The organism is Scytonema sp. PRP1, assembly GCF_036697665.2.
Lineage (GTDB): Bacteria > Cyanobacteriota > Cyanobacteriia > Cyanobacteriales > Nostocaceae > Kalymmatonema > Kalymmatonema gypsitolerans.
This window is the reverse complement of record NZ_JBAHYJ020000072.1, coordinates 1-21355: the sequence shown is the minus strand read 5'-3', so window position 1 is coordinate 21355 and position 21355 is coordinate 1. Positions and strand designations below refer to the sequence as shown.

Annotated in this window: 18 protein-coding genes and 1 pseudogene; 8 read left to right on the top strand and 11 right to left on the bottom strand. The window is 42.4% G+C overall.

What is annotated here, in order from left to right:
- Positions 1 to 109: 109 nt before the first annotated feature.
- Both V5G28_RS15570 and V5G28_RS15565 read right to left on the bottom strand, forming a co-directional pair.
- A complete protein-coding gene (locus tag V5G28_RS15570) occupies positions 110 to 727 on the bottom strand; it encodes an NUDIX hydrolase (protein ID WP_332997014.1) in 618 nt (205 codons plus the stop codon).
- A gap of 85 nt (positions 728 to 812) precedes the next feature.
- Complete coding sequence (locus tag V5G28_RS15565; protein WP_332996931.1) at positions 813 to 2015, bottom strand: phosphoglycerate kinase; 1203 nt, start codon at positions 2013 to 2015, stop codon at positions 813 to 815.
- 88 nt (positions 2016 to 2103) lie between these two features.
- On the opposite strand from V5G28_RS15565, the gene V5G28_RS15560 reads away from it, so the two are divergent.
- A complete protein-coding gene (locus V5G28_RS15560) occupies positions 2104 to 2511 on the top strand; it encodes a universal stress protein (protein ID WP_073634808.1) in 408 nt (135 codons plus the stop codon).
- 80 nt (positions 2512 to 2591) lie between these two features.
- Here V5G28_RS15560 and V5G28_RS15555 read toward each other — a convergent pair whose 3' ends face one another.
- The 3 genes from V5G28_RS15555 to V5G28_RS15545 form a co-directional block, all read right to left on the bottom strand.
- Positions 2592 to 3047: a type II toxin-antitoxin system VapC family toxin gene (locus V5G28_RS15555; protein WP_332996929.1), complete on the bottom strand. Its 456-nt coding sequence runs from the start codon at positions 3045 to 3047 to the stop codon at positions 2592 to 2594.
- Positions 3044 to 3304, bottom strand: coding sequence for a hypothetical protein (locus V5G28_RS15550; protein ID WP_332996927.1), 261 nt, complete (start codon positions 3302 to 3304; stop codon positions 3044 to 3046). The genes V5G28_RS15555 and V5G28_RS15550 overlap by 4 nt, the downstream gene beginning before the upstream one ends.
- A 94-nt stretch (positions 3305 to 3398) precedes the next feature.
- Positions 3399 to 5756 (bottom strand): NACHT domain-containing protein, encoded by a 2358-nt coding sequence (locus V5G28_RS15545; protein WP_442994268.1) that lies wholly within the window; start codon positions 5754 to 5756, stop codon positions 3399 to 3401.
- Positions 5757 to 5999: 243 nt separating this feature from the next.
- Here V5G28_RS15545 and V5G28_RS15540 point away from each other — a divergent pair, with 243 nt between their 5' ends.
- The gene (locus V5G28_RS15540) at positions 6000 to 6194 is read left to right on the top strand and encodes a synaptotagmin (RefSeq protein WP_332996923.1); all 195 of its coding nucleotides are present in this window, start codon (positions 6000 to 6002) and stop codon (positions 6192 to 6194) included.
- Between the two features lie 88 nt (positions 6195 to 6282).
- Here V5G28_RS15540 and hemW read toward each other — a convergent pair.
- A pseudogene (gene hemW / locus V5G28_RS15535) lies at positions 6283 to 7446 on the bottom strand (radical SAM family heme chaperone HemW).
- 254 nt (positions 7447 to 7700) lie between these two features.
- Here hemW and V5G28_RS15530 point away from each other — a divergent pair.
- Positions 7701 to 8777, top strand: coding sequence for a PIN/TRAM domain-containing protein (locus V5G28_RS15530; protein ID WP_332996921.1), 1077 nt, complete (start codon positions 7701 to 7703; stop codon positions 8775 to 8777).
- Between the two features lie 112 nt (positions 8778 to 8889).
- Here the strand turns inward: V5G28_RS15530 and V5G28_RS15525 are convergent, their stop codons facing one another.
- Positions 8890 to 9075, bottom strand: coding sequence for a hypothetical protein (locus tag V5G28_RS15525; protein ID WP_096562770.1), 186 nt, complete (start codon positions 9073 to 9075; stop codon positions 8890 to 8892).
- A 114-nt stretch (positions 9076 to 9189) separates the two neighbouring features.
- Between V5G28_RS15525 and V5G28_RS15520 the strand changes: the two genes are divergently transcribed.
- Together V5G28_RS15520 and V5G28_RS15515 are read left to right on the top strand one after the other, a co-directional pair.
- A complete protein-coding gene (locus V5G28_RS15520) occupies positions 9190 to 9927 on the top strand; it encodes an RNA-guided endonuclease InsQ/TnpB family protein (RefSeq protein WP_332996918.1) in 738 nt (245 codons plus the stop codon).
- A complete protein-coding gene (locus V5G28_RS15515; protein ID WP_332996916.1) occupies positions 9842 to 10216 on the top strand; it encodes an RNA-guided endonuclease InsQ/TnpB family protein in 375 nt (124 codons plus the stop codon). The genes V5G28_RS15520 and V5G28_RS15515 overlap by 86 nt, the downstream gene beginning before the upstream one ends.
- Positions 10217 to 10480: 264 nt before the next feature.
- Here the strand turns inward: V5G28_RS15515 and V5G28_RS15510 are convergent, their stop codons facing one another.
- The 4 genes from V5G28_RS15510 to V5G28_RS15495 all read right to left on the bottom strand — a co-directional run bounded on the left by V5G28_RS15510 (position 10481) and on the right by V5G28_RS15495 (position 19071).
- Entirely contained in the window at positions 10481 to 12808 is a 2328-nt protein-coding gene (locus tag V5G28_RS15510; RefSeq protein ID WP_336230869.1) for a bifunctional diguanylate cyclase/phosphodiesterase, read from the bottom strand.
- Positions 12753 to 17075 (bottom strand): ATP-binding protein, encoded by a 4323-nt coding sequence (locus V5G28_RS15505; RefSeq protein ID WP_336230867.1) that lies wholly within the window; start codon positions 17073 to 17075, stop codon positions 12753 to 12755. Before V5G28_RS15505 ends, V5G28_RS15510 begins: the two co-directional genes overlap by 56 nt.
- Positions 17076 to 17322: 247 nt before the next feature.
- Entirely contained in the window at positions 17323 to 17709 is a 387-nt protein-coding gene (gene gloA2 / locus V5G28_RS15500) for an SMU1112c/YaeR family gloxylase I-like metalloprotein (protein WP_332996912.1), read from the bottom strand.
- Positions 17710 to 17823: 114 nt separating this feature from the next.
- Positions 17824 to 19071, bottom strand: a complete 1248-nt coding sequence (locus tag V5G28_RS15495) for a vWA domain-containing protein (RefSeq protein WP_332996910.1) — start codon at positions 19069 to 19071, stop codon at positions 17824 to 17826.
- A gap of 265 nt (positions 19072 to 19336) precedes the next feature.
- On the opposite strand from V5G28_RS15495, the gene V5G28_RS15490 reads away from it, so the two are divergent.
- From V5G28_RS15490 to V5G28_RS15480, 3 genes are all read left to right on the top strand, one after another.
- Entirely contained in the window at positions 19337 to 20035 is a 699-nt protein-coding gene (locus V5G28_RS15490; protein WP_332996908.1) for an ATP-dependent Clp protease proteolytic subunit, read from the top strand.
- A 40-nt stretch (positions 20036 to 20075) separates the two neighbouring features.
- Complete coding sequence (locus V5G28_RS15485; RefSeq protein WP_073635350.1) at positions 20076 to 20666, top strand: ATP-dependent Clp protease proteolytic subunit; 591 nt, start codon at positions 20076 to 20078, stop codon at positions 20664 to 20666.
- A 199-nt stretch (positions 20667 to 20865) separates the two neighbouring features.
- A partial coding sequence (locus V5G28_RS15480) for a J domain-containing protein (RefSeq protein WP_332996906.1) occupies positions 20866 to 21355 on the top strand: 490 nt, incomplete at its 3' end.

Genomic DNA, 21355 nt, shown 5'->3' with positions numbered 1-21355 from the left:
TTTTGAAGTTTTTTTAAGAAAGGGTTGAATCAGATGAAAATATCTTTCTCAAACCCCCTTTGATAATATTTTTTAGCTGTCGCGTGGGACTTCGTTGCACCGTAACAACCTAATCGAAGTCTGTAGGCAAATCTGGAAGGCGGTGATGCTGGAAAAGTCGGGTGATTTGAGATGGCGTCACACGTCCAAGTGACAGTTCCGGAATCGCATCTTCAGCAAAGAACTCGACTTCCTCCGTTTCGATACTTGGCGATGGGGAACCACTCACAAGTTCGCACAGAAAAAAGAGCTTGTAGATGTAATGTGGATGTGGTGGATGTCCCTGTCTGTTTCTGTCATAGACAGCGAGCAGTTTTACAGGGCGTGTTTGATAACCAGATTCCTCATACACTTCTTTAACAGCTACTTCACTGGGGGAGTCACCAACATCAGCCCATCCGCCTGGTAAAGTCCAGCAGCCGTCCTCTCTTTCCTTCACTAACAATATGGTATTGTCGCGAAACACTGCTCCACGCACGTCCACTTTGGGTGTTGCGTATCCTACTTCACGGGCGAATAAATCGAGGATAGAGCTGTGTTCGACGTTCGAGTAAGTTGCCATGATTTCAGCGGCGATCGCCCGTAGCGCTTTGTAACGTTCTATATCAAAAGGATCTTTGGAAAACGTTAGACCATTTTGGGCGATCGCTTGTAATTTTTGCGTCCATTCCAGCCATTTGGGTTCCACAATTTTCTCCCTATTAGTGTAGAGACGTGCCATGGCACGTCTCCACAGTATGCTACGTCTCTACATTGGTTTTACCTATGAGCTTTTATGCTTCATCTAGCGCGACGATACCAGGTAACTCCTTACCTTCAAGTAACTCCAAGCTAGCGCCACCACCAGTGGAGATGTGGCTCATTTGGTCGGCTAAACCAACTTTTTCCACAGCCGCCACAGAGTCACCACCACCGATGATAGTGGTAGCACCTGTTTTGCTGATGTCGGCGAGAGTGCGGGCGATCGCCTCCGTACCTGCAGCAAACTTATCAAACTCAAATACGCCCATTGGACCATTCCAAATGACCGTTTTGGTGTCAGCAAGGGCTTGTTGGAAAAATTTCACCGAGTCAGGTCCGATATCCAACCCCATCCAACCATCAGGGATGTTTTCCACACTGACGGTTTGAGAATTGGCATCAGGGGCAAATTTATCAGCGACAACCACATCGGTGGGAAGCAGCAAGTCAACACCGCGTTCTTTTGCCTTTGCTTCCAAAGACTTCGCCAGTTCTAGCTTGTCTTCTTCCACCAGTGACTTACCGACATTCAAACCACGTGCCTTAAAGAAGGTGAAAATCATTCCACCGCCGATGATCAGTTTGTCGCACTTTTCCAGAAGCGTTTCAATCACGCCAATTTTACTGGAAACTTTGGAACCACCGATAATCGCTGCCAGAGGACGTTGAGGATTTTCGATCGCGCTTTGCAGGTACTGCAATTCTTTTTCAATCAAATATCCACCAACCGAGGGACTCAGGTATTTAGTCACGCCTTCAGTAGAAGCGTGGGCGCGGTGTGCGGTACCAAAAGCATCATTTACATACAAATCAGCATTTGCTGCCAGTTTTTTGGCAAATTCTGGGTCGTTTTTCTCCTCCTCCTTATAGAAACGGACGTTTTCCAACAACAGCACTTGTCCGTTTTGTAAAGCCCCCACTTTAGCAGAAACTTCATCACCGATAGAGTCGTCAGTTTTAACAACTTCTTGTCCCAACAACTCAGATAGACGCTTGGCAACCGGGGTTAGGCGCAATTTGTCATCTACACCCTTAGGACGCCCGAAATGGCTCACTAGAATCACCTTAGCTCCCTTCTGCGTCAAATCCTGTATGGTCGGCAGAGCAGCACGGATGCGAGTATCATCTGTAATGTTGCCGGCATCATCCACAGGTACGTTAAAATCAACTCGTACCAGGGCGCGTTTACCAGACAAGTCTTCTGCAGATAAATTTGCTAAAGTTTTCTTTGGCACGGCACAAACCTCCTGATTGCCTTTTTGTTATGTTTTTTAAGTAGATCCATCCAGATTTTACCGAGTCAGGGGGCGGAGGTGAATCAGAATGTTTAAAACAGTTCTATTTCCAATTGATCAAAGTCGGGAAACACGGGAAGCAGCCGATATGGTTGTCAAACTCGTGCAAAAACATAGCAGCCGCTTAGTGCTGCTGAGTGTAGTTGAGGAACCCGTCGCAGACTCGCCCAACGGGGATGTAATGTCCTCACCAGAGACAGTTGCCCAACTGCTAGAAACAGCCAAATCTCTGTTTTCTGGGCAAGGCATTCCAGCCGAAACCATTGAACGGCAAGGCAAACCTGCTTTCACCATCTGCGATGTTGCAGATGAAATAGGGGCAGATTTAATCGTTATGGGGTGTCGCGGGCTAGGCTTAACTGATGAAGGGGCAACTGATAGCGTTACCACTCGTGTGATTAACCTTTCTCCTTGTCCAGTGTTGGTTGTGCCGTAAAAAGAGTTACGAGTTATTTACCTGTAGGGTGCGTTAACGCAGTGTAACGCACCACTTTAAACTAATTTGAAAATTCTTGCTTATTGAGCAACTTCCAATTCATCTAGCACCACAATACGTAATTCTGTAACGCGCCTGAATGTCACATCATTAGTCAAAAATGCCTCACAACCTGCTGCTAAAGCTACAGCAATCTGAAAGGCATCAGGTAATTGTAAGTTGTATCTGGCTCTGATTTGAGCAGCATCTATTGCTAAAGTTTCGTCATCAATTGGCAAAAACTCTATGTTTTCAGTGTCAGTCATCAACTGAATGAACTCTTGCTGTAATTCCGTTTGTCCTAAACGGTAAGGCTGAACTAAACATTCAGCAAAAGTAACGGGTGAAATAACTCCCGTTAACACACCATTTAAAATATGATCAAATACCACGCTAGCAGATGCAAAATATTGTGGGTTTCGTTCGACGTAGTAAATAACTGGTGCGGTGTCCAAAAACAGGCGCGTAACATCCTGTAAGCTTTCTGTAACGTTCACTCCTCTTTCCTTAATTGCTTTTCTGCAATTTCTAAATCAGGAAACTCTCCACGCCTCATGCGTGTGACGTATTCTTGAGCATCCATCCCTCCAAGTAGATTGGGTGCTATTCCAGCAAATTCAGTTACTTTGCGGCGTGGCTTCCGTTTAATTTCGCAATTTCGTAATTTTTGTGTTAGGTGGGCAATGAGACGCAATTGCTCATCGGGTGTGAGTGCGTCTGCTTGTTTCATCACTTCAAATAATTCTTTAGACATTTTGTATTATTCTCCCTTTCTTCAAGGTTATCAATAGTTAGTAAGAGATGAAACATCACTTGGAATTTTACAGATAAATCATTGATTATATCGGCTACGAAATCTGTTGCTGACGCTTTTCAATTTCGGCAATAGGTAATAACAATGTGTCTTCAATTTCCTGTCGCACTGCGGGAGACACTTCACAATCACTATTAAGGCAATCTAGCAATAATTGATTAGCATTGTAGTACTGTTGAAGCATTTTTTGCTGCTGTTCGCTGAACTGCCAATCATTACCAATATTAGAATCATTAAATATTAAAGATTTCAAATCCGGAACTAATACTTTATGGCTTGATTTCCAAATTTCAATTAGCTTATAAATTCTGTTATTCATCTCTTTGAAATGGTCTGTAAAATCTTCTCCTAATTCACGTGCATTACTAATTACATCTATAGGTATTAATAATGCTTTTATTTTGTGTAGAGTCAGTAATTTATCTATATTTTGACTACGGCTGTTGTCAGTATGTTCACTTAAAAAATTATCAATAATATTCATAGGATAATCACCAATCTGACTATCAAGCTTTACTGATATATCCAAAGTAGCGGATGAAAATCCATAATTTACTTGTATTTCTACAAAGTTTTTCATAATTTTAAAAGCAGAATCATAATCAATTTCAAAATCATAATCGATAAGGCAACGAGCTAACTTAAGGTTGTAATAAGCATATCGCAATAAAAAATCATGATAATAAGCAAGAAAAGATTCAAAGTTATAAGGGATATCAAATAATTCATACAATAATTTTGAGTTTTTATATATCTGTGAGAATAAATTCTGCAAATAATCATCTGATGCCAGCATTAAGTCAATTTTTCGCTTCATTAACAAGAGTAGGCTATCGGCAGGTTTGATCATTTGAAATGAGAGTAAAAAGACTTCCCGCCAGCCTTTCTCACTCATGTGGCTCATCAAACCTTTCCAATCAGTACGCTCAACAAACCATTTTGCTGTGAAATACTCTTGAAACGTTAAATGGGAGAAAGAGTAAATTCCCCTCGCTCTCTCCACTACTAACCCATGTTCCGCCTCAATAGATTTTAGCAGCGCCTTACTATTCCGTTGTAAGGTTGCTCGGTCATTTTGGGTATTAGGTAAAGTACGGAGATAGTCGGCAATATATTGCTCAACTTCGTCTTGTTCAAAGAAGTAACGGCTTTTTTTAAAAGTAATCGCTGCAACTTGACTTAAAAGCTCTATCTTGTGTTCTAAAGACAAATTGTGATAAAAATCATCCCGTTGAATACCCCTCGATTCATCCCATGTGACGAGCAGAATGTCCAGTCCTTGCTCATAAAGCTTGGAGCGTTTTGACGGAAATTCGCCTTTTGCTTGGAAAACAAAGCAAGTTAAATTCAGCAATATTGGTGTTACTGCGAGTTTTCGGATTGGCTTGTTTTCTGGTAGATTCAGCTTCTTAATAAACAGCTTTGCTGTAGCTTTCCCCCCTTCCGCATCATTCCTGGCAACTGCTATATACCACTTTGTAGCAAAGGCTGCAACTTGCTCATCGTTAAAATCTGCAACTTCAATATCAATAAAATTTTCTACCGAAAATCTGTATTTTTGGGCAGCAACGCGACAGGTGATAATAAACTGATTTTTAAAATATTTATTAACAAAGTGGCTAATCTGTTTGACTACTTCATCATCATCTTCTTCTGATACTTCATCCAAGCCATCTAGCAAAATTAAGGCTTTGCCCTTGATAAGTATCATTTCAATAACCGATTTATCGGCAATACCACAATCGCTAAATTCTTGGCTAATGTAGTTCAATAATTTGAACTTGCTGTCATCTCTTCTAGTGTCTTCAGCAAAGTCTTTCAGCCGAATGAATATCGGTACTCTATCAGGCTGAAACTCGCCTAAATCGCACTTAATGGCTACCCACTGCAAAAACGTGGTTTTACCGGCCCCTGGTTTACCAAGTACCATCAGCTTAGAGTAGCGCGACACAGCAAGTAACCCTGGTACTCGTTCCTGAACAACTCTGTCTAATCTGTCAAAGTCGTCTAACTCTGGCTTGAAGTCTTTCAGCAAGTCTGGAATATCTAGCCATTGCTGGCTTGTTATCTTTTCCAATATATTGACATCAGTGTAAATATCCGCCAGTGCAACAGGTTGGGAAATGTCCAGCATCCGCATGGTACCGCACTGGTATTGGATTTTTTCGTGGCGCTTTTGGCGCACTTCTTGCACCAGTGCATCAATTTCGTTAGTGTCCTGCTTGTTCTCCTCTAATTCAGGTTTCTCATCTTTGGGTAAATCAGCAATCTCTCGCCAATCCAATTTCAATTTCAATTTCTTGCAAATCTTGTGAAAATATTCACGGCTAACTGGTTTACGCGCAAAAAAGTTCTGAACAATTGTGCGAGAAATTTGTAACTCCGCTGCCAAAGCTACTTTAGACTCAAAATTTAGCAGCGCTTGTTCAGCTAACTTGAGTCCTTGTAGAGATAAATTGAGCGATCGCGCTTTACGTCCCGCCATTTCAGAGTTACAGCTTTTTTTCTAGTCTAGTTACCTGGTCAAAAGTTGTACATAAGTTGAGATAAACTGTACAGTCTCTAACCGTTACGTGGTCAAGGTCGTAGGCATTGATTAGCCATGATGAAAGCGTTCTGATTCAAAGAGATTTTTATGGACCCCATCTCGATGATTATTCTTAGTGCTTTCATTAGTGCGGTAATTACTTGGTCAGTCGAAACTTCTGCTAATGCTGCCTCACAGTGGCTACGTGAACTTTGGGCAAAACGCAAGCGCGATTGCCCAAGGGGCACTGGCGGAGCCAATCGCAACCCCAACCCCCCCGAGCAAAACAAAGAAAACGGCTAAACACCCGTTGTCATCCGCTTGGAATTTCAGAGCCAGGCGGTAAAATCTCTCCCTCCCCTCCCTCTGCGCCCTCTGCGTCCTCTGCGGTTTATTCCCCCAACTCCTTAAACAACCCCGCCAACACCACATTAGAAAACAAAAACCCATCGGGATCAGTTAACCGCAATCTTTCTTGCACAACTTCCACCCAGCCTTTCTCTCATGGTAAACAAAATTCTCCTGATTAATCGCATTCCAACTGTTCCGCCAACACCGCTAAACTCACACCCTCTGCCAACCGCAACCCCAACATAAATTTTCTAATAAAACTTCATCTGGTGATGTCACTTCGCAATCAATCACAGCACCGTCTTGCACCCACTGATAGTACTCCTTGGTTTTACGCGGACGGTTGAACCGTTTCCCTTCTACATAACTCGCTGCGCCCATACCAAACCCGTAATACGGGCGATTTTCCCATAAACCCGATTATGGCGACACTGATGTCCCGGCTGTGCATAATTAGAAATTTCATAATGCTTATAACCTGCACTCGTCAAAATTTGCTGTGCCATTCGGTACATTTTGACTGTGGTTTCATCTGTCGGCAAAGGTTGATCCCCAGGTTTATAGTAACGACCAAAAGCCGTTCCAGGCTCAATAGTGAGATCGTAAATCGATATATGCGTGGGTGCTATACAACCGCTTTTTCTACTCCTGCCACCTATCTAAAGTTTGATGCGGTAATCCTGAAATTAAGTCTAAACTGAATTCGGGAATCTTCACCTGCCGAATCAAGTCCACAGCTGCGAATATATCAGAGACCGAGTGCGATCGCCCGCAAAGCTGCAATAAGTTTTCTTGAAACGCTTGTATACCTAAACTTATCCGATTCACACCTGCACTGCGGTAGCCTTGTAGATGTTCCAATTAAACGTACCTGGGTCTATTTCCATTGAGATTTCCACCCCAGGAGATACACCAAACCGTTTGTCAAGCGCTGTTAATATTCGTTGTAACTGTTCTGTAGACAGAGAGAAGGAGTGCCGCCGCCAAAGAAAATTGTAGTCAATGATTGACCGAGGGCTGGTGTGATGGCAATTTCTTGACATAACATATCAACGTATTGGGAGATAGTGCCAGATGTTTCGCCCCGCAAGCGATCGCCCACAACTGATACAGGGAAATCACAGTAAAAGCATCGCCTTCTACAAAAGGGAATATGAATATAAGCAGAACTCGGAATACCGGAAGCAGAAACTTTTTGAATCATATTGATAAAGTTTTCAATTATTATTTACAGAATGACAAACTCATGAAAATTACTCTGTTATTTAAATGTTTTTATCGTTTGACAACAAAAACCTGAAAAAGATAAAGCATAAAAATCTTTGGTTATAATGATTGCAGATGTTGTCATATTAAGGGCTTAATATGACGATAAATCTTTTCTAAATCTATCTTACCGAGGAAATAAACAATACTTGACTTGATCGGTTAACACAGTTCCAAAAAAACAATACAACAATGCTTGATGCCATTATTATTTTCTCATTCGTCCTGGCAGCAGCGGGAACAGGTTACTACAGCATGGATCTGTTACCAGCAGGGGTACTAGCTAGAGTTTCTAACCTGGAAGCTTTACGCATGATTGTTGCTGCTTTTGCCGCCATCTTTGGGGGTGCAGTTGGATTGAGTTTTCAAACAGGATATCGTCGCTTGCAGGCTCAAGTCCGAGAACTGCCACTCGAAGTTATTTTAACTCGTGCCATTGGATTGGTGATTGGACTATTAATAGCCAACTTAATGCTTGCCCCGTTATTCTTGCTACCAATTCCAACGGATTTTAGCTTTATAAAACCATTGGTAGCAGTTGTGGGTAGCATCATTCTGTCATACAGTGGTATGAATTTAGCAGATGCCCACGGACGCGGATTATTAAGGCTGCTTAATCCCAACACCGTGGAAACAATGGTCGCGGAAGGAACTCTCAAACCTGCTAGTACCAAAGTTTTAGACACCAGTTGCATTATCGATGGTCGCATCGAAACACTGCTAGAAACTGGGTTTCTGGAAGGACAAATTCTTGTACCGCAGTTTGTCTTGCTAGAATTGCAACAAGTAGCCGATGCGAGCAAAGACCTAAAGCGAGTACGGGGAAGACGAGGACTAGAGATTCTCAACCGGGTCAAATCAGCTTACCCTGATCGCATCCTGATCAACTCTATTGACTATGACGATATTGCCACAGTTGATGCTAAATTAGTGCGTTTCGCTCAAGAAATCAACGGTACATTGCTAACCAATGATTACAACTTATCTAAAGTTGCTAGCCTCCAGAAAGTGCCTGTATTAAATGTCAACGATTTGGTGAACGCAGTTCGTCCCAGTTATCTACCTGGCGATAACATTGACCTGAAGATCCTTAAAGAAGGCAAAGAACCCAGTCAAGGCATTGGCTATCTAGATGATGGCACAATGGTTGTCGTTGAGGAAGGCAGGAATTATGTGGGAGGGGAACTCCGGGTGGTAGTTACCAGTGCCTTGCAAACTTCCGCAGGAAGGATGATTTTTGCCAAACCTCAAGCTTCAGCGTTTGCATAAGGGCAATGGCACGTTCAATTCGAGTTAAACTTTGTGGTCGGTGCAGTCAACCTGCACCGATTCTTTATAGAGCTTGTCGTAAGACACCATTATCATAGACAAGTCTAGTCACTCATTGACAATTATCATTATCTTCAATCAACTCATCGATAAGATTTCTTAGCCGTTCCTGCCAATTAGGAATGGTTTTTAGCTTATCTTTCACACCTTCACGCACTCTCACGCAAAGAGGGGACTTATCGAAAGGCTCTTCATTAAAAGGAAGCGCACCTAATTTATGTTTTTTCTGAAAAGGCATTGATAATTTGCTTTTATATTTGTATACTAATAAATATAGCGCAAAAATTGAGGTCGATCAATGCTTTTATCCATCAAGACTAAGTTAAAGTTGACGCCAGATCAAAAAACAGTGATGAGTAAACACGCAGGTATTGCGCGATTTACTTATAACTGGGGTTTGGCTACTTGGCAAAGCTTATATCAAGATGGGTACAAGCCTAATAAATACCTCCTTAAGAAGTTCTTCAACAATGAAGTTAAACCAAAGTTGGAATGGATTAAGGAGAAAGGGGTTTGTCAGAAAATTACTCAATATGCTTTTGACCAATTGGGTGCTGCTTACGACCGATTCTTTAAAGGGTTAGGGGGATATCCAAAGTTCAAAAAGAAAGGTCAAAACGATTCTTTTACGATTGACGCTAGCGGTAAAACAATTCCTGTGGGTGGTGTCCGCGTTAAGCTACCTACCATTGGATGGGTTAAAACTTACGAAGGACTGCCTCATACAACGACCACCAAGTTAACAATATCTCGGATAGCTGATGACTGGTACATAGCTTTTCCGTATGAGGTTGAAACTGAGCCCACGCCAAAGTTAGTGGATGCCGTCGGGGTGGATTTGGGAGTTAAAGAATTGGCTACACTTAGCACAGGCGTTGTGTTTCCAAATCCAAAAGCCTATAAGAAGAACATCCAAAAACTTAAGCGATTGTCCAAAACCCATTCCCGAAAAAGTAAAGGTAGCAACAACCGCTACAAGTCAAAAATTAAATTAGCGAAGCATCATGCTCGTGTCTCAAACATTCGTAAAGACGCGCTTCACGCTCGTCACCAATTACTTATGCAAAAACCACGCTGTGATAGTGATTGAAGACTTGAATGTTTCGGGCATGATGCAAAACCATAAGCTTGCTCAATCCATAGCTGATTGCGGGTTTTATGAATTTAAGCGACAACTTGAGTACAAGTGCAAGAAGTTTGTCGCCAAGCTGGTTTTAGCGGATAGATGGTATCCGTCTTCTAAAACCTGTAGTAATTGTGGTTGTAAAAAAGAATCCCTGTTGTTAAGTGAACGTGTTTACGAATGCAAACATTGCGGGCACGTGATAGACAGGGACTTGAATGCCGCAATAAATTTATCGCGTCTGGCTAAGGCGTGAATGCTTTCTGAGGGATAACCGCTCCCATGCTCCCCATGAAGAAAGAAGTAAAAGTCTAGACTTGTCTAGGTTTTATGTAGCAGTAAAGTACGAAGAAGATGGGCAATGGGTTTTTGTCTGCCCTGAATGTTGGACACTGTTGAGTGAAAATAACCCGTTTTATGTTTATGGCGGAACGTGGAAAGCTCACAAAAGGCATTGACCAAGAAGGGGAAAGGGGGAAGGTGGGGTCCCCTCTGGGGATAAGGGGCAGGGGCAAATCCCTTACCACTGAGGATTGACCATGATTAACGCCTCTGCCCCAGAGCTGTCCAATGGATGAGAGAAAAAATACCCCTGTCCATATTCACAGTTCAACTGTCTTAGGAGTGCGAGTTGAGAAGCTGTTTCTACTCCCTCAGCTGTCACCTGATAATTTAGTTTGTGTGCCAGGGTGATAATTGTCTCAATCATCTCTTTATTCCCAGGCTTTGCACCGATTGGGCTGACAAAAGAACGGTCAATTTTCAACCCACTAATTGGAAAACTGTGGAGACGACCTAATGATGAATAGCCGATGCCAAAGTCGTCAATAGACAACTTAATCCCGAGCGATCGCAGTTGTGAAAGTGCGCTCATGGCTTCATCACTATTTTCCATGATCACGCTTTCCGTAATCTCCAGCACTAAAGCGTCAGCCGCAAGACCAGTTGAGTGCAAAATATTCGCTATCTGCTGGATCAAATCCGCTTGGGAAAATTGCTTGATAGATAAATTAACGCTGATTTGGTTAGGTGAGGAAGTTCCCAAGCGCGATCGCCAGGCTTGCATTTGTCGGCACGCCTCCTGCAGCACCCAGTAGCCAATCTCAACAATCAGTCCAGTTTCTTCCGCCAAAGGGATAAAATTAGCAGGAGAAACCAGACCACGCTCTGGATGTTGCCAACGCAGCAGAGCCTCAAAACCGGAAATTCTGCCACGACTGAGTGAAACAATCGGTTGGTAATAAACCCGAAACTCTTGGCGTTCAATTGCTCGGCGCAAATCGGTTTCTAACTGCAATCTAGCGACAGCGTCTTCATACATACCTGGGTTGAACAGCTCATAACGCGCCTTACCCAGTCCCTTGGCTCGGTACATCGCCGTGTCAGCATCCCGCAGCAAGTCTTCCGGTTTGTCATAGCTTTGTGTTGAACTCAAGGCGATGCCAATACTCGCCGTAGTGAACACTTCTTGCCCGTCAAGCTCAAACGGCAAAGCCAGTTCCTGTTGAATCCGTTGTGCCACTTGAATTGCGTCTGATACGTTATGGATTCCCGCAAGCAAAATAGTAAATTCGTCTCCCCCAAGCCGTGCCGGTGTATCCGTAGAGCGTAGGCATGCTTCTAGCCTGCTTGCGATAGCAACGAGCAATTGGTCTCCCACAAGATGTCCGAGGCTGTCATTAATCACCTTAAAGCGATCCAGATCCAGAAACAGTACAGCAAATAAATAATTTTCATGCCGTTTTGCCCGCTCAAGTGTATGCCCAAGGCGTTCCATAAACAAAGCCCTATTGGCTAAACTCGTGAGTGGATCGTAAAATGCATTCTGCAACAGCTGTTCTTCTGCCCGTTTGCGCTCAGTAATATCAGTAGAGATTCCGCAGATTGCATAAATTGTCCCGTTAGCATCTTTGAGGGGAACCTTAATCGAGATGTAGGTGTGTAAACCGTCATCTTGAGGGATTACTTCCTCAAATTCTAAGGGCTTTCCAGTTGTCAAGACCTTGTAATCGTTTGCTCGTATGGCGTCAGCAATCTCACGAGGTAGCAAATCGTAGTCAGTTTTCCCCTGAATTTCCTCCGGTTCCATCTGCAACTGGCTTGCATCGTGGCGGTTAACCAGTATATATCGACCCTCGATATCCTTGACATAGATACTAGCTGCCGAGTGATCCAAGATTGCCTGTAATCGCTCCCGGCTCTCCCTGAGCGCTTCCTCTGTTTGCTTGCGCTCGGTTATATCATGGGTGATCCCAAAAATTTGATGAATTTCCCCATGTTCATTTAAAAGCGGTACATAACTGACTACTACGGTGAAAGGATCACAACCAGGCAAACTGATTTGGCATTCTCCAGTTTGCTTGGTGCGAGTCTCCATAGTTTTTTGCAGGAGTGGTAAATACGCATTCGTGACTTCTGGCGGGTGTATTTCGTCATCAGTATGACCAATATATGCCTCCAGAGGATAACCACCGCGCCTAACTCCAAAAGCATTGACAAACTGAAACCGCCGTTTGGCATCGTAAATGACAAATGTATCAGGGATGTTATCAATTGCCAATCGAAATCGCTCTTCACTCAGGCGTAGTGCCGCCTCCGCCTGCTTACGCTCAGCAATTTCAGCTTCTAGTTGTCTGTTCGCTTTCAATAATTCTGTATTCTTAACCGTAAGTTCACTAGAAGAAGCTTGTAAGTTTGTGTAAAGTTCTGCATTTTCAATTGAGATAAATATTTGGGTCGTTAATAACTTTAATACTTCCAAACGATCTTTCGTAAAAGTCCCAGTTGTCAGATTATTTTCCAGGTAAAGAATACCTACCAGTTTGCCTTGATTTAGCAGGGTACACACAAAATTGATTTCGGTTGCTGTTTAACAATGTAAGAAGTACGGGTGAAATTCCCTTCATCAAAGCATCGTTCAAAATGAGACTCTCTTGGGTACGGATAACGTAATTGACTATGCCAAGAGACAGCATTGGGATATCGCTGCTGTCATCTAGCGTTTCAATTGGGATGGATGGTAAAATTTTGAATTCATGATTATCAACTGTTCCTGATGCCGAAATCACCCATTGCCCTTGTTTGTTCAAAATAAGATAACCTTTTTGTGCCGCTGCATTTTCAATGACAATTTTCATCATCTTTTCTAGCAGGGTATTAAGGACAATTTCACCTGATAGGGCTTGCGATGCTTTGAGAACGCTAGTTAAATCGAGTTCAGTAGATGTTTTTGAGTCGGTGGATAAAATTGTTGTGGTAGTCTTGGTGGAACTTGACGACGTTTTGGTAAAAAACTGAGGATACCGTTGTTCCAAATCTCTTACTTTCGCAGTTGCTCCCCACCTAACATAACCATAATGAGCCTTTGTCATGTAGAGTTGGGCAAATTCCTCCATTCCACGTGCTTCATAAAACTCTGCTGCTAACTCATAAGCTAATGCTTCTTCTTGAATATATTCATTGTCTCTTGCTCCTTTTATAGCTCGTTCATAAAAATCCATTGCTTCAGCAACTTGACCTAAGACTCGCGCTTTTTCTGCCTCGACTAGATCATAAGTGTGCTGAAAATTCATCGGTGCATGGTCAGCCCAGATTTTCATTTCCCTTTGGTTAGCTGCCACTTGTTCTATATATTGTTTTCTCTCTTGCTCTTCTTGATTAAGATAATTGGCTAGAAGAGAGAGAGAGTAATATAAATTATGTTCAGCATAAGGCAATAGACCTTTCATAGATTGTTTATTGCCTGCTGCATTTTTGGCACTATTAACTGCTGCTGTATAATTATTGAATAAATAACTGAGCTTCGTTTTTGCTAGCTCTATGGCAAACAGAGATGGAATATTATTATTTTTTTGTAAAATCGGGAGCATTTCAGTTTCATTGAACATCTCTCCTATTAACCTGTTGGATTCTCTAGATTGTTTTATTAAATTTAATACGAATTGCCCCCATATTTTAGTATAATTTAGAGAAAAGCCTTGTTGAGTAGATTGAATTAGTTTAATGCGATTTTTATACTTTTGCTTGACAGATTCTAACGGTTCTCCCACTAAAACTAAATTAGAGCAGTAATTAATAGCTGCATAAGAAGCATATTCTATATCTCCAGTTTCAATTGATACTTGAATCGTCTCCCACAAAGATGCTAAAGTTGCGCGTTTATGTTCTTTCCACGGTCTGATACAACAGTTAAATAATAAGTTAACTTTACCTTCTATTTCTGAAGCATCAAATTGGTTCAACATTTTCAACGAAACTTTGCCAAGCTGATAGCCAAAATCAAGCTGGGATGGTGTTCTACAAAGAAGCAAGGCATATAAAACATAAGCAAAAGCGGCAAAGGATGAATTTCCATAGTTTACGCATAGCTCCACCATTGTAAATATAATGAATGGAGCTAGCGAGGAATTCGTAGTATGAACCGGAGACCATATAGTCTTTAAGATTCGCATAGCTACCAGCTTATCTGGATCAGTCATTGGTGGAAGATTGTATAAATCATTAATAATCAGTGCGCTTGGCGGTGATTCTGACAAAGATATACCTAACAGATTCAAAAATTCCAGCCCAATATCTATTGAAGCTTGCATCTGATTTTGAGCGATATAAAGCTGAATTTTAGTTTCATACACATTAGCTTTTTCCCGCACTGTCTTAACTTGTTGTAGAACAACATTAGACAGCAATTCACTTCGTTCATAGTCCGTGTTTAAATATTCCGCATATACTGCTGACTCATACAAATTTAGCGTCAAGTCGTACTGAGTTTGCCAACTATCTTCTGCTAATAAGTCCAGCCCTACATTCAAATACTTGACTGCTGCTTCATAAGCCATACCTGACTTTGCTTTCTGACTTGCCATCAAATTCAGTCTGGCGATTTCATATCGTTCGTCTTGATGGGTCACAAGCTCAATGCCTAAATTTAGATGCTCGACGATTTTAAATATCTCTTCTGATAATGCTTCTGGTGCAGTATTTTGCAAAACTAGGCGACCAATGTGTAAGTGAAGGGCTGTTTTTTGTGCTTCATCAATTAAGGAATAAGCAGCTTGTTGTACCCGGTCATGCAGGAATTTAAAACTGACTTCACTTGCTGCAAAATCATCTCCTGATTCTATTAATTTGTATTTATTATTCAAAGGAACAACTAAGTCTTCTTGCATTGCAGGGAACAAATCAGCCAAGGACTCAGTAGGTTGATGTTGATAAATAATTCCTAAAGTGGATATATTGAACTTATTGCCAATACAAGCGGCTAACTGCAAGACAGTTTGGGTAGAAGCAGCTAACTTGCCAATTTTACCCACCATCAATTCCACCACATTGTCTGTGATATCCTTAGCTTGGATTTGTCCCACATCCCAATCCCACTTTCGCGCTTGTTGGTTGAAGGCTAATAACCCTTCGTTGTAGAGTGATTTCAAAAACTCAGCGGTGAAAAAGGCGTTACCTTGTGTTTTCTCATACACTAAATCTATTAACGGGTGCGTTGAGGTGGGAGAACAAGCTAAAGCCTCAGCAATTAAAGCGTTAAGGTCTTGTGGAAGTAGATTATCTAAATGAAGAAATGACAAAAAATCTTGTTCTTTGTTGATTTCTTCTAAAGTCATGATCAACGGGTGAGTGAAATCTACTTCGTTATCTCGATAGGCACCAATGATGAGTAAATATTGAATATTGGCATCGCTCATTATTGTTCTGAGCAAGCTTAGTGAAGCCCCATCTGCCCATTGCAAGTCATCAATGAATAAGACTAGGGGATGCTCTGGTTGACAAATGACTTTGATAAAGTTTTGAAAGACTAAATTGAAACGGTTTCGTGCTTCAGATGGTTCCACTTTGTCCACAGGTGGTTGAGAACCAATAACTCGTTCCAAATTAGGGATAACGTCTATCAAAACTTGTCCGTTCTTACCAATAGCTGCTAATATTTTTTCTTGCCATTGATTTAAGACTGCTTCACTTTCAGTTAGCAGTTGATTGCACAAATCGTTGAAAGCTTGAGATAAGGCATAGTAAGGAATATTGCTTTGGTATTGGTCAAATTTGCCAGAGATGAAATTTCCACGTTTAGCAGTTATCGGTTTATGGACTTCCCGAACCAAGGCAGATTTCCCTACGCCAGAATAGCCAGTAATTAACATCATTTCAATAGAACCGCTACTGATGCGTTCAAATGCTGTCAGCAAGATTTCTATCTCGCGATCGCGCCCATACAATTTCTGCGGAATTTGAAATCGATCTGAAATATCTTGCCTCCCAAGAGGGAAGCACTCTATTTGCCCGTTACTTGTAAGCTGGTGGAGACATAACTCTAAATCCGCCTTAAGACCATAAGCTGATTGATAGCGGTCTTCGGCGTTTTTTGCCATGAGCTTGAGTATAATATCTAATACGATGAGCGGTAATTCCGGTTTAAGTTCGTGCGGCGGTATGGGTTGTTTGGCAATATGACTATGCACCAATTCCAACGCATCTAAACTCTGAAATGGTAATTGACCTGTCAGCAATTCATAAAAAGTAGCACCTAATGAGTAAAAATCGCTGCGATAATCTATTGCCCGATTCATTCGCCCCGTTTGTTCAGGTGAAATATAAGCAAGTGTCCCTTCTAAAACATTAGGATTGCTGAATACGGCATTTTCTCGTGAAAGTACTGTTGAAATCCCAAAGTCGATAATTTTGACTTGTCCAGTGGTTCGATTAAGAACAATATTGCTAGGGTTAATGTCTTTGTGGATAATATTGGCAGTATGAATTTGACCTAAAATGTCAGTCACAGCGATCGCCAACTTCAAAAACTCACATAACTCAACTTGATCCGCTATCCCTAACAACTCCAACGAGTCGCCGCCGAAATCTTCTAAAATCATCACGAGGCGTTGGTCGTCACGTAAAAGGGCGTAAGCATCAACCACCCCTGGTATTGTCAGGTTACGCGTGACTTCATATTCTCGCTTAAACCAAGCAGTGCGTTCTGGAGTTGGATAGGTGTCTTTGAGAATTTTCAGCACAACAGGTTGCTTATCCGACACCTGCCAACCACGATAAATCAAAGAATTAGCGCTTTCATACAGTTGCGCCACAAGGCGATAAGCGGACATCGTCAACATTTGTAGCCAGTTTGATACAAGATGCGGTCAAAGGTAAAGCTAACATTCCGCACCCTCGTATGGTACAAGACTTTGATGACCGATTCCTCACAGGTATAGACTTCTTGCAAAAGTATAATGAATGGATATTTCAAACCGCAGCCTATAGCAGATGAACGCAGATGAACACAGATAAATCATCTATGTGCATCTGTGTGCATCTGTGGTTTTTTTACAAAATTAACTTTTGCACTCTTGTTTCATGACTCTAATGCTCATAAATCTCAAGAGGTAGATGATCTGGGTCTTTGAAAAAAGTAAATTTTTTACCAGTAATTTCATCAATTCTAATATTTTCTACCTCGACTCCTTGCAATTTTAAGTCATTAACACTTTGCTCTATATCATCAACTTCAAAAGCAAGATGCCTTAAACCGCAAGCTTCAGGACTATTGACTCGTTGGGGAGGATTGGGAAAAGAAAATAACTCACTTTGGTGATTTTCCCCCACTTGCAAATCCAACTTATAAGAATTTCTCTGTTCACGATATGTCTCATTAATAATAGAAAAACCTAAAACCTCCACATAAAACTTTTTCGAGCGTTCGTAATCCGAACAAATAATAGCAACATGATGAATGCCAGTAGTTTTCATTCTCTTCTTTTCTCTTTTCTCTACGTCCTCTGCGCCTAAAGCCCTTTGGGCATGCGCCTTCGGCGTAGGGCGGTTTATTTCTTCTAAGGGCAGGCAAAAAGCCCGCCCGATAAACTAAGAATCCTGCAACACAGTCTTGGAAACAATCCTGGTTTTCTTGCGATCGCTTTCGGATAACTGTTCGCCAGCTTGCAGCCGGGTTGCAGAAGTTTGCAACACTGTAGCTGCACTTTTATCTCCCATTTGCAAGGCAGTTTTGGCAGCAGTTTGTAGCATTGTTGCAGCACCAGCGCGATCGCCCTGTTGCAATTTTGCCTCTGCGAGCTGCGTTTGCCGATATTTGGCTAATGCCAAAATATGCTGCTGCACTTCGGGAGCAGGAGAAGATTGGTACATCCGGATGACATTTGCCTCAACTGGAATGGTTTCTGAAAGTAACCCTGTTTTATTTTGCGCCGGATCGTCGTAGCGGACTTGCAACTTAGCGATCGTTTGTCTACCTTCTGGTAACTGTCCCAAGTAGACATTTGCCAAAACCACCCGTTCCACATCCTTCATCAAATCGCCCAGACGCACAGCAAAACGTCCATCAGCTTCTGGTTGCACTGGCAATTCAATTGTATCTGGGGCAACTTGGGCAATGGGTTTGAGTTCTGCTAGCCGCACATTGGGCATGAGGGAGAATAATAAATAAGCATTAGTCAATCCCACCGTTTGAATGCGGTTGAAAAGGCGACTAAACTCATCTACTGCTTGTTCTGGTTGCGCAATGTAAGACAAAGTCCCACCACCACCATCGGCGATTTTTTCAAGCACATCCTGGTTCCAATTGTCGCCAAATCCTAAAGTGTTCAAAGTCAAATTATAACCAGCAGCCAATTGGGCAAATTTCAAACAGCGGTTATTGTCACCGTGTTCATTTTCACCATCAGTTAAGAGAAAAGCTTGAGAAATTGTTTCTTTTTTTCCCTTTGCCAGTTCCTCAATACCCAAGCGCAAACCTTCATCAATCGCAGTTCCACCATCAGCAGAAAGGCGGTTAATTTGCTGTTTAATCCGCTCAGGGTTTTCGATAATTTGATTGGGGACTAAAACCTTTGCACGATGGTCAAAAACGACAATGCTCAGGCGATCCCCAGGATTAAGTCTATCAACAAGACGGCTTGCCGCTTTTTTGACAGTTTCTAAAGGTCGCCCACCCATCGAACCACTATGGTCGAGAATTAGGCATAAATTTAGTGGGATGTTGCGATCGCGATTTTCTGCACTTGCAGAAATGGAAATTGCCAACTGACGTTGACTGTTAGATTGATTGGCATCTAAGTTGCCATCATTGAGAGCAGGCTGCAAGCTAACCTTCATAACCCCCCAAGGTTCCTACACAAGTTATACATATTTATAAATAACTTCAACGCACACCATCACAACTTCGGAAAAGTTATCTAACAAGAACTTTAAATCAAGTTCATAATAAAAAGTGTATGGCAATGGCGAAAGGGGAATACTTTTTGTCGCCCTTGTACCGATACACCGCTACACCTTAGAGAGAAATCCACACCTCCCGTGCAAGCAAGCATCGCGCTAGGATGTACTAGAGTTAACGGCATCAATTTAGGCAACAGTTCCTATGGAAAATTCCATCACCAAGGCTGTGCAAGCACCTTACGGTGGCGACAGCTTCTACCGATCACCACCGCCAGATTTACCTTCTTTATTGTTAAAGGAACGTATTATATACCTGGGACTGCCCCTAGTTTCACCTGATGAGTATAAACAACAACTAGGTGTAGACGTAACAGAACTCATTATTGCTCAGCTTCTGTACCTGCAATACGACGATCCAGAAAAGCCGATTTCTATCTACATCAACTCCACGGGTACTTCTTGGTACACTGGTGATGCCATCGGCTCTGAAACAGAAGCTTTTGCTATCTGTGATACCCTAAATTACATCAAGCCGCCAGTGCATACCATCTGTCTTGGTAACGCTATGGGTACAGCGGCAATGATTCTCTCTTCGGGAACCAAAGGCTGTCGCGCCAGTTTACCGAATGCGTCGATTGTTCTGCACCAGGCAAAACGTGGTACTGGCTACGCTCAAGCGACAGACATTCAAATTCAAGCACAAGAAGTGCTGAAAAATAAGCAAATGATCTTGAGTATTCTCTCGCGAAATACTGGGCAGCCCACGGAGAGAATCGCCAAAGATTTAGATCGCAAGTTATACATGACACCGCAACAAGCCAAAGAATACGGCTTGATTGACCGGGTTTTAGAAAGTTCCAAAGAACTTCCTCAAGCATTGGCTGCTGCTGTTCCTCGTTAAATCTGTTAAATCTTTTTTTTCGCTAAGAGTAAAAAAACCTATGCCGATTGGTATTCCTAGAGTCCCTTTCCGCTTCCCTGGAGATCCTTACACCCAGTGGATTAACCTTTACGAACGCCTTGCTCTGGAACGAATCATTTTCCTGAGTGGAGAAGTGAGCGACGGCATGGCGAATGCCATTATTGCCAGACTGCTCTACATGGATTCTGAAGACCCAACCAAGGATATCAGTATCTACATCAACTCACCAGGTGGTTCAGTGACAGCAGGTCTTGCCATCTATGACACTATGATGCACATCAAAGCAAATGTGATCACCATCTGCGTGGGGATGGCAGCTTCAATGGGTTCGTTCCTGCTGGCAGCTGGTACCAAAGGCAAACGTCTTGCCTTGCCTAATTCCCGAATTCTCATTCACCAACCTCTTGGCGGCGCTCAAGGTCAAGCTACCGATATTGAGATTGAAGCTAAGGAGATCCTGAGAATGCGGCAGCAACTCAATGAAATGCTAGCTGCTCGCACAGGTCAACCTATAGAAAAAATTCAAAAAGACACAGACCGCGATTACTGGATGTCTGCTCAAGAGGCAAAAGAATACGGTTTGATTGACCGTGTGATTGACGAACGCTAGTGAAGAGGAGTGGAGGAGTCCAGGAGTGGAGGAGTAACTGATTATTTCCTCTTCTCCCCCTCTCCTCTTGTCCCCCTCCCGCTGCTGTTCAAAACTGTGAAGTATGAACTTTCAATGCGAATCGAAGTCTTTATGATTTAGACTTCAGCCTTTAAGCTTAAAGCTGATAGCCGATACTCGCGATCGCTGATAACTCAAGATGGATCTTGGAGATTGCTACCGTTTATTAGGTTTAAGGTCAGGAGCCTGTTTCGCCGACATCAAAGCGTCTTATCGCCGGCTGGCGCAACAATATCATCCTGATATCAACCCAGGTGACAGTAAAGCAAAAGAAAAGTTTATTGCCGTGACTGAAGCATACAAGCTGCTGTTGCAGGTGATACCACAACAAGAGACAGCACTGGCTTCAAACTCCCCAGTCGTTGGACATCAGCCTACAAAAGTAACGCGGAAAGAAACAGCAACAAAGGAAAAACCAAAAGAAAAACCAAAGCCAAAGCCGCCTAGTTTTTCAGAGATAGAACAGCGGTTAAAGTGGAAAACTTACGAACATTTACAGCAGTTTTTGAAAGAAAAACGCTTCCCCCAAGCAATTTCCTTGGCGGAAGCGTTAGCACAGCGTTTACCAGCAGATGCAGAAGTGCGTCAGTGGCAAGCTATTTCCTATCAAATTTGGGGACGGCACCTGG

What these genes read in the sequence shown, in the direction of transcription:
- V5G28_RS15495 (WP_332996910.1), bottom strand. Translation starts at nt 19,071, where the DNA reads ATGAAGGTTAGCTTGCAGCCTGCTCTCAATGATGGCAACTTAGATGCC.
- V5G28_RS15515 (WP_332996916.1), top strand. Translation starts at nt 9,842, where the DNA reads ATGCTCGTGTCTCAAACATTCGTAAAGACGCGCTTCACGCTCGTCACC.
- V5G28_RS15560 (WP_073634808.1), top strand. Translation starts at nt 2,104, where the DNA reads ATGTTTAAAACAGTTCTATTTCCAATTGATCAAAGTCGGGAAACACGG.
- V5G28_RS15550 (WP_332996927.1), bottom strand. Translation starts at nt 3,304, where the DNA reads ATGTCTAAAGAATTATTTGAAGTGATGAAACAAGCAGACGCACTCACA.
- V5G28_RS15485 (WP_073635350.1), top strand. Translation starts at nt 20,076, where the DNA reads ATGCCGATTGGTATTCCTAGAGTCCCTTTCCGCTTCCCTGGAGATCCT.
- V5G28_RS15525 (WP_096562770.1), bottom strand. Translation starts at nt 9,075, where the DNA reads ATGCCTTTTCAGAAAAAACATAAATTAGGTGCGCTTCCTTTTAATGAA.
- V5G28_RS15520 (WP_332996918.1), top strand. Translation starts at nt 9,190, where the DNA reads ATGAGTAAACACGCAGGTATTGCGCGATTTACTTATAACTGGGGTTTG.
- V5G28_RS15490 (WP_332996908.1), top strand. Translation starts at nt 19,337, where the DNA reads ATGGAAAATTCCATCACCAAGGCTGTGCAAGCACCTTACGGTGGCGAC.
- V5G28_RS15530 (WP_332996921.1), top strand. Translation starts at nt 7,701, where the DNA reads ATGCTTGATGCCATTATTATTTTCTCATTCGTCCTGGCAGCAGCGGGA.
- V5G28_RS15540 (WP_332996923.1), top strand. Translation starts at nt 6,000, where the DNA reads ATGGACCCCATCTCGATGATTATTCTTAGTGCTTTCATTAGTGCGGTA.
- V5G28_RS15505 (WP_336230867.1), bottom strand. Translation starts at nt 17,075, where the DNA reads ATGTTGACGATGTCCGCTTATCGCCTTGTGGCGCAACTGTATGAAAGC.
- gloA2 (WP_332996912.1), bottom strand. Translation starts at nt 17,709, where the DNA reads ATGAAAACTACTGGCATTCATCATGTTGCTATTATTTGTTCGGATTAC.